The 7,044-nt window shown below is 40.5% G+C and carries 6 protein-coding genes and 1 pseudogene; 4 read left to right on the top strand and 3 right to left on the bottom strand.

Annotated features, from left to right (window positions below; genetic code table 11):
- Positions 1-604 precede the first annotated feature (604 nt).
- Complete coding sequence (gene psb28 / locus O9295_RS22155; RefSeq protein WP_024969397.1) at positions 605-943, top strand: photosystem II reaction center protein Psb28; 339 nt, start codon at positions 605-607, stop codon at positions 941-943.
- Positions 944-1,302: 359 nt separating this feature from the next.
- Here the strand turns inward: psb28 and O9295_RS27980 are convergent.
- A pseudogene (locus O9295_RS27980) lies at positions 1,303-2,621 on the bottom strand (transposase); the annotation flags it as partial.
- Positions 2,622-2,921: 300 nt separating this feature from the next.
- Between O9295_RS27980 and O9295_RS22140 the strand changes: the two are divergent.
- Positions 2,922-3,083 (top strand): hypothetical protein, encoded by a 162-nt coding sequence (locus tag O9295_RS22140; protein WP_288035415.1) that lies wholly within the window; start codon positions 2,922-2,924, stop codon positions 3,081-3,083.
- Between the two features lie 197 nt (positions 3,084-3,280).
- Here the strand turns inward: O9295_RS22140 and O9295_RS22135 are convergent, their stop codons facing one another.
- Both O9295_RS22135 and ahcY read right to left on the bottom strand, forming a co-directional pair.
- Positions 3,281-3,886, bottom strand: coding sequence for a DedA family protein (locus O9295_RS22135; protein WP_271947041.1), 606 nt, complete (start codon positions 3,884-3,886; stop codon positions 3,281-3,283).
- 91 nt (positions 3,887-3,977) lie between these two features.
- Positions 3,978-5,255: an adenosylhomocysteinase gene (gene ahcY, locus O9295_RS22130; RefSeq protein ID WP_061432318.1), complete on the bottom strand. Its 1,278-nt coding sequence runs from the start codon at positions 5,253-5,255 to the stop codon at positions 3,978-3,980.
- A 243-nt stretch (positions 5,256-5,498) separates the two neighbouring features.
- Here ahcY and O9295_RS22125 point away from each other — a divergent pair, with 243 nt between their 5' ends.
- Entirely contained in the window at positions 5,499-6,674 is a 1,176-nt protein-coding gene (locus O9295_RS22125; protein WP_288035411.1) for an ImmA/IrrE family metallo-endopeptidase, read from the top strand.
- Positions 6,674-6,916, top strand: a complete 243-nt coding sequence (locus tag O9295_RS22120) for a DUF4411 family protein (RefSeq protein ID WP_288035408.1) — start codon at positions 6,674-6,676, stop codon at positions 6,914-6,916. The genes O9295_RS22125 and O9295_RS22120 overlap by 1 nt, the downstream gene beginning before the upstream one ends.
- The last annotated feature ends 128 nt before the right edge of the window (positions 6,917-7,044 follow it).

The raw sequence follows: 7,044 nt of genomic DNA, 5'->3' as shown, positions 1-7,044 counted from the left end.
GGGGATCGGGGGAAAATTCAGGTACTTTTTCCCTGAAAATTAGGTAGTTGACCACCTCAAAACTGGTAAAACCCCACACCCCACACCCCACACCCCACACCCTGCCACCACCGAAAAGCTTTTTCAGCAAACCCTAATTAGTCAGCGCAATAAAAAGTTTTAATTGAGAAGGGACAGAACCCTGACAGGGGCTGTATTATAGAGGGCATGGAAATTAACGACCGACTAGAACGCCGGAACTATTCCATCAAATTAGTTACCTCCAGAGAAGCAACTTGAGCCACTTGGCATACTTTTGTCTTTTTGTCAAATTTTGTGTTAAGAAAGATGTGACACCGAATCCGTTTTTAATAGTGTGATTAACTCCCAAGTTATGGATTGTTTTTCCCTGCTCCCCGCTCCCTGCTCCCCACTCCCCACTCTCCACTCTCCTATACCTTTTAAATAGGATTTAGTATGACTAATGGATAGGCCTGCTACGAATAAGGAAAAATGATATTGGTATTGATATTTTGAGCTTATGCTGTCCCATCTGCTTTTTACTTGCGACTTGGTGTGAGATGATCTAGAAATGTGTATTTCATGACAAGGATAAAGAAAAGTAATGGCAGAAATTCAGTTTTCCAGGGGGTTAAAAGAACCTGTTGTTCCCGATATCCGCTTAAGTCGCACTAAAACGGGAGAGAAGGGATCGGCAGAATTTTATTTTAAGCAACCGACTATCCTAGGAGATCAACAAACCGAGGAAATCACGGGGATGTATCTCATCGATGAGGAAGGGGAAATCGTCACCACGAAAGTAAAAGGCAAATTTATCAACGGTAAACCCATGGCGATCGAAGCTACGGTTATTTTCAATTCTCCCGCAGAGTGGGATCGTTTTATGCGTTTTATGGAGCGTTACGGTAGCGAAAACGGTCTAGAATTTACTAAATCTTCCTGATTTGACCCTTAGCTCTCGGCAATTCGTCAAAAAACCCGCATTCGGGATCGATGCGGGTAGAGGTGAAAAATCAGAGGAAAAACCTATTGAGGGTCTGCTGAATAAATCTAAAAACCTTGTTGGATAAGACTTTTGGACTTTTTTCCCCTCAAAAAGTGCCAGCCATTGGAGTGATCGGGGGTAAAATTCAGGTACTTTTTCCCTGAAAATTAGGTAACTGACTACCTCAAAATCGGTAAAACCCTACACCCCACCTGCCCCCCCGATGTCGGGGGGGTTGGGGGGGCCACACCCTGCCCCCACCAACAAACTTTTTCAGCAGACCCTAATTACTCACTTGCATAAATGAGATGCTCCCTTTCTGAAAGTTTAGTCATCACTATATCGAGTCCAAAACGTCTTTTAGCTTGTCCAAATTTGCCCTCAATACGATGGCGAAACTTTTCCTCTAACTGAGCTTGTTTTTTTAGTTCAGCACTTCGATTATTCGGTGGTCTTCCCAATGGTAATCCACTTAATCTTATTCCTCTTTCTTTACAGCATTTTAGGTTTTCTCTGGTTCGGTAAATTTGGTCAACATGAACCGATTCAGGATAACAACCATAGGTCTCTTTTAAGTTCTCGACTTGCGCTTTTAAGTCCTGAGATTCGTTAAACTTTTCCCAACTTAAACGATCTAAGAAAACAGGCTCTCCCAGACTGGTTATAGCAAATTAGTAGTTTAAATGAGCCTAACCCCTTAAATAGCCTGGAGTCCAACAAAGCAAAAAGCTTTTTTTATTAAAATTGCTTTGTTGAATTCTGTTGAGCCTTACTTGGCAAAGCTTGCGTGGATTATTTTCTGCTAAAATATCATAACTACTCTAGAAGAGCCAGAAAACAAACTAATCAACATACATAGGATGGATTTTCTGGCTTTTCCTCTTACGATAGGACGAACATGAGGTTGATTTAAACTCACAATTCGATGGTCAACTCTTGGTTTTTTCTCTTTCCACATCTCCTGCTGTTGACGATAAATTTCTTGACTCACCAATAACTGTTTATATTGTCTTTTACTTAAGCAGCTTAAGGATGATCCTTGTTCAATTATCTGGTCTATATAACCTAAGTTTATTTTGATATATCCTAGTTGTTGATCGATGGCTTTTCTTCTTTCTTTCTGAGAGGGACGACGTTTTTTAGCAACTTTTAAATAGTTCTTTCTCGCTATTTTTCGGTAAATTATTGGTTTCTTAATCAGCTTTTCTTTGACTTCTTGATAGAGACGGTCTAAAATCTTCTCTGTTTCTTTTCTTACCTGATTTCAGATACCTAAATCCGTGGTATACTTAATATCGGCAGGCGCACAAGTGGCATCTAATATTCATTTTTCCCGATTTTTCTTCTCCCCTTCTTCTTCTTTTTGATCGGGGGTTTCTTCCCCTTTTGATGCGTCGAGGATTTCTCTCCCTTTTTTCACCATTTCTTGGTTAATTTTGTTCAGGAAATTTAACTTAATTCTTTTCCCAAAATATACCATCATTGAGGCATCAAAGGACACTTATGTTTGATAGTTTGTCAGCCCAATAAAAGACTGTAGGTAAGGGTTTTTCCTAATTTGTTCGACTGTTTCTCTATCGCTTATTCCTAATCTTTCTTGAATAATTAAGTAGGTAGGCACAATTATTTGTAGGATGGGTTAGCGGTAGCGTAACCCATACGGGCGTTGGGTTTCATGCTTCAACCCAAGCTACGTTCTGGCAAGGTTTGATTCATCCTCCACAAAGGTTTCTCTGCTATTTTATAAGTTTTTTCGCCTACCTACTTAGTATTGATGGAGAAAAGTAATGCTAATTTTTTTGGGAAAATTAGTTAATCGATGATGATAACATATAATTAATTTGCAAGAGTTATAGTTAACTTGGTTAGGGCTATGGATTTATTAAAAAATCGTTTTGTGCAGTCGTTGGGAGTCGGGGCGTTTTTTTACCTCGTAATGCTTTCCTTAAATTGGGTGGTGTTGTTCACCCTGAGAATTCTTGAATCTTTTTCCAGTTGGTATCGATACCGCGCCGCTCCCTATGCCTTCCAAATCAGTATCGGGGTGACGCTGGCCTATTTGCTGATCACGGCCGCCTTGAGTAGCCGGCGTGATTAGTAGTAAAACGTAGTGGACTGTTTCAGCTAATTTGGTGTATTAGAAAAATGCTATAAATTCTATAATCTAAGACTTTAAGCCGAAATCTATTGCCCTATTTTAGTTGAAACAGTCCAGTAGGGTGCGTTAGACGGCAAAAATTGCTGCTGTGACTGGAAAGTGACAATCCGTCGTAACACACCACTTATGATCAACATTTACTCGTACCGGCGGTTACGTTTGCGGATAATCCAGAGGATAAACCAGATAACCAGGGCAAGTAGGGCGATTTTTGAGACGGGAGCCAGATATTCTTCCACAAGGGGGTAGTTTTTCCCTAAAAAGTAACCTGCTGCCGTTAAAAAAACGACCCAGAGGGTCGTGCCGATGGTGGAGTAAACTAAAAAGGGAATCATCGCCATGTGATTCATCCCGGCGGGTAGGGAAATCAAAGTTCGCACTCCGGGGACCAAACGACAGAGTAAAACCGCTTTGCTACCGTGACGGTTAAACCATTGATTAGCTTTTTGAATATCCTTAGCGGAAACGGTAATCCATTTGCCGTATTTATCGGCTAGTTTTTCGATTTTTTCCTCATCCACAACCCGACCGAGATAATACCAAGGTAGCGCTCCGACTACGGTTCCGACAATCCCCGCTACCACTGCCGGAATAAATTGCATTTGTCCCTCATGGACGGTAAAACCCGCCAGGGGCATAATTAATTCCGAGGGAATGGGAGGAAAAAGATTCTCTAAAAACATTAATAGGGCTATGCCTAAATAGCCCATAGAAGTCATTGTATTTGTAATCCATTCAGTCATAATTTTTTAGGATTTAGAAAACAGTTTTAAAGTAAAGTATTTTCAGTGAACTGATAACTGAAAACTGATAACTGATAACTGATAACTGATATTAGGTTCCGGAAGTCCAGGAGTTGATATATTCTAATTGGGCTTCGGTGAGAGTATCGATTTCAATCCCCATGGCTTGCAGTTTCAAACGGGCGATTTCTTGGTCTAATTCGTAGGGAATTGAGTAGATGCCGGGGGCTAATTTACCTTTATTTTTAACCAAGTATTCTACACCGATCGCTTGGTTAGCGAAACTCATATCCATAACGGCGCTAGGATGACCTTCGGCGGCCGCGAGGTTAACTAGGCGACCTTCACCGATAACAACGACGGATTTACCGCTTTTTAGGCTATATTGTTGGGTAAAGTTGCGAACTTCCTTAACATTATCGGCTTTTGCGCCTAAAGCTTGCAGGTCGATTTCAATATCAAAGTGACCGGAGTTGGAAACAATCGCCCCATCTTTCATCAGGTCAAAATGTTCGGCCCGGATAACGTGCTTGTTACCGGTAACGGTGATGAAGATATCGCCTTCTTTAGCGGCTTCATCCATGGGCATAACCCGGAAACCGTCCATCGCCGCTTCAATGGCACGCACGGCGTTAATTTCGGTGACAATTAGATTAGCACCTAAACCTTTGGCCCGCATAGCCACACCTTTACCACACCAACCATAACCAGCCACAACCACGGTTTTACCGGCAAGAAGGATATTGGTGGCGCGAATGATACCATCAAGGGTAGATTGACCTGTACCGTAGCGATTATCAAAGAAATGCTTGGTTTCTGCGTCGTTAACGTTCATTGCGGGGAAGGATAACACCCCGGCTTTGAGCATGGCTTGCAAACGGACGATACCGGTGGTAGTTTCTTCGGTAGTACCGATAATGTCGGGTAATTGGTGACTTCTTTCTTTAACCAGGGTGGCCACTACATCACAACCATCATCGATGATAATCTGGGGTTTATGATCGAGGGCGATTTGAACGTGACGGTGATAGGTGTCGTTATCTTCCCCTTTGATTGCATAAACGGGGATGCCGTAATCAGCGACTAAACAAGCGGCCACATCATCTTGGGTGGAAAGGGGATTACTAGCAATTAATAACGCATCAGCGCCACCGGCTTTGAGTGCGATGGCCAAATTAGCGGTTTCGGTGGTAACGTGACAGCAAGCGACTAAACGCAGTCCAGCAAAGGGTTTTTCGATGGCGTAACGTTCGGCTAATTGACGCAAAACGGGCATTTCCCGACCGGCCCATTCGATGCGCTGTTTGCCGATGGGGGCTAAACTAATATCTTTAATGTCGTATTTCTGTTGAACTGGTGTTGCTACCATAAGGGGTTTTCCTTAAATACAAGCCTCGGCTATTGGTTAATTTAACTTAACATTGTCTGGGTATTTTGGCTAATGTCAAGCTTTCGGCTGGTTTTTTATATAGGAAAAAGTTATCAATCCCTCGCTGACCTATCCAGAAATCGGTACATTGTCTCTATTTTAGGTAATTATATAGTACAATACAACTACTTTATGATCTAAATCAAGCTAGAAATCTCTATCTCGTGATGATAAGATAAAGTGATGGGCGAGAAACTGACAGGCGTTAATCCCAAGATAATCCAATGGGCAAGAGAAAGGGCGAGATATTCTCTTGAGTCTGTGGCGGTCAAGTTTAAAAAAGATGTTTCTGTTATCGAAAAATGGGAGTCAGGAGAGGACTTTCCTACCTATAGTCAATTGGAAAAGTTAGCAGAAATATATAAACGTCCTCTCGCTTTATTCTTTTTCCCAGAACCTCCCCTAGAAGCGGAGGAAAAACAAGAATTTAGAACTTTGCCAGACTTTGAAATCGAAAATTTGGCCGCCGATACTATCTATGCTTTACGACAAGCCAAAGCGATGCAATTGTCGCTACAGGAAATTAATAATGGTATTAATCCTAGTACCAAGAAAATCTTTCAGGATATTGCGGTTAGCTCTAGGGATGATTTAAGGATATTAGCCGAACAGATCAGAAATTATTTAAACGTTACTCTAGAAGAACAACTGACCTGGAATGATCAGGAAACTGCCTTAAAAAAATGGCGGAGTGCCGTGGAAGAAGCCGGTATTTTTATTTTTAAGCGTTCTTTTAAGCAGCGAGAAATTTCGGGATTTTGCTTGATAGATATTGAATTTCCGATCATCTATCTTAATAATAGCACGGAAAAATCTAGACAAATATTTACCATTTTTCATGAATTAGCACATATTCTTTTGCAGACTAATGGAATTACTAAGTCTGACGATAGATATATTAATAGTTTGCAGGGAGCAAATAAAAGTATCGAGATATTTTGTAATAAATTTGCTGCGGAGTTTTTGCTTCCTAATCATGTCTTTTCTGAGATAATTAGAGAAACAATAGTTAACGATAAAATTATCTCGAAAATTTCCAGTGATTATAAGGTTAGTCGAGAAGTAGTTCTACGAAAACTATTAGATAATAACTTTATTTCTCAGAAAGAATATACTCTTAAAGTAAACGAGTGGTACAGTGAGCAGGTGAGAAAAAGTCAGGACAAAAATAAAAAATCTGGAGGTGATTACTATGCTAATCAGGCGACATATTTGGGAGAAAATTACCTAAAACTGGTGTTCAATAAATACTATCAAGGTCAATACGATATTGAGCGCGTTGCTGATTATCTAAACATTAAAAAAGTTGCTATGGTGGAAAAAATTGAACAATATTTATTAGACAAAGGACTGTTTTGATGGTTTACATTTTTGACACAAGTAGTTTTAAGGTTTTAGGAAACTATTTTCCCAAAAGTTTTCCTACCGTTTGGCAAAAAATCGATTTGCTTGTGTCAGAAGGTAAACTACAATCAGTACGCGAAGTGCTTAAAGAAGTAGAATATGGCAATAATAAACAATTTGTTCTAGATTGGGTAGACTTCAATAAACAAATATTTTTACCACCCACTGCTCAGGAAACTTTATTTAGGGTCTGCTGAAAAAGTTTTTCCTGGGGGTAGGAGTCAGGAGTCAGGAGTCAGTAGCCAGTCGTTTCAGGCTTTGTTGCCCTTGTTTTTTGTACCAAGCGATGTACTACAAGAAGGATAATGCAAGGTTTTTGAAAGTC

It is taken from the genome of Microcystis sp. LE18-22.4A (assembly GCF_027531105.1).
Classification (GTDB): domain Bacteria; phylum Cyanobacteriota; class Cyanobacteriia; order Cyanobacteriales; family Microcystaceae; genus Microcystis; species Microcystis aeruginosa.
This window is presented reverse-complemented; position numbering and strand designations above follow the sequence as displayed.

What these genes read in the sequence shown, in the direction of transcription:
- ahcY (WP_061432318.1), bottom strand. Translation starts at nt 5,255, where the DNA reads ATGGTAGCAACACCAGTTCAACAGAAATACGACATTAAAGATATTAGT.
- psb28 (WP_024969397.1), top strand. Translation starts at nt 605, where the DNA reads ATGGCAGAAATTCAGTTTTCCAGGGGGTTAAAAGAACCTGTTGTTCCC.
- O9295_RS22120 (WP_288035408.1), top strand. Translation starts at nt 6,674, where the DNA reads ATGGTTTACATTTTTGACACAAGTAGTTTTAAGGTTTTAGGAAACTAT.
- O9295_RS22140 (WP_288035415.1), top strand. Translation starts at nt 2,922, where the DNA reads ATGCTTTCCTTAAATTGGGTGGTGTTGTTCACCCTGAGAATTCTTGAA.
- O9295_RS22125 (WP_288035411.1), top strand. Translation starts at nt 5,499, where the DNA reads ATGGGCGAGAAACTGACAGGCGTTAATCCCAAGATAATCCAATGGGCA.
- O9295_RS22135 (WP_271947041.1), bottom strand. Translation starts at nt 3,886, where the DNA reads ATGACTGAATGGATTACAAATACAATGACTTCTATGGGCTATTTAGGC.